This window comes from Sanguibacter gelidistatuariae, from assembly GCF_900096585.1.
Taxonomy (GTDB): Bacteria; Actinomycetota; Actinomycetes; order Actinomycetales; family Cellulomonadaceae; genus Sanguibacter; species Sanguibacter gelidistatuariae.
In genome coordinates, this window is the sequence record NZ_FMYH01000006.1 from 308,214 (window position 1) to 309,038 (window position 825).

An 825-nucleotide genomic window follows, 5' to 3' on the forward strand; every position below is an offset into this window, starting at 1 on the left:
CGAGGCGCAGAAGAACGATCGTCGCGGTTGAACGCGGGACGCTCACCGTAGGGACGGTCATCCCGACGCGGACCACGGTCATCACGGGGAGCGGACGAGCGAGGCGCACTGGAACGATCGTCACGGCCGTACGCCGGACGGTCACCGTAGGGGCGGTCGCTCGAACCGCGGTCGGGACGACCGGCGCCGGAAGCACCGTCGCGCCGGCCAGCTCCTGAGTTTCCACGTCCTGCGTCGCTGCCACCGCGTCGAGCGTTGCCTCCAGCGTTACCGCCGTCGCGGCCTCGGCTCGTGCCCGGACGGTCTTGGTCGTCGCTCACGTGTACTCCCTCTTCAAGTTGAACCTGCATGACTATCATCGCACCACTGAGACGGGTGCTCATCATCCGTGGCATGGCCCACACCGGCCCGCGCAGCATGCACGGCCCGTTCGTGGACAGCCTGGATGGACCTGCTGGTGAACAAACGACGAAAGCCCACCTTTTGAGGGGTGGGCCTTCGTGAATGGTTGTCCGGCAGCGACCTACTCTCCCACACAGTCTCCCGTGCAGTACCATCGGCGCAGTGGGGCTTAGCTTCCGGGTTCGGAATGGGACCGGGCGTTTCCCCCACGCTATGACTGCCGTAACTCTATTAGGTTATACAGACCGGATAAGACACGGCCGTACCCTAAGAACCGCACAGTGGACGCGTAGCACACAAAATTTGAGTGTTATCAAGTTATCGGCTTATTAGTACCGGTCAGCTCCGAAGGTCTTTCGTCCCTTCTTCCACATCCGGCCTATCTACCCAGTGGTCTGCTGGGAGCCTCTCGGGATAAATCCC

General features: G+C 62.3%; 1 protein-coding gene and 2 rRNA genes. All 3 read right to left on the reverse strand.

Annotation, left to right across the window (positions count from 1 at the left end; translation table 11 throughout):
- The coding region (locus BLQ50_RS18865; protein ID WP_217629178.1) for a hypothetical protein at positions 1 to 244 on the reverse strand (244 nt) is incomplete at its 3' end.
- 266 nt (positions 245 to 510) lie between these two features.
- Positions 511 to 627 (reverse strand): 5S ribosomal RNA (gene rrf / locus BLQ50_RS14430).
- An 84-nt stretch (positions 628 to 711) separates the two neighbouring features.
- Positions 712 to 825: ribosomal RNA gene (locus BLQ50_RS14435) — 23S ribosomal RNA — on the reverse strand; the annotation flags it as partial.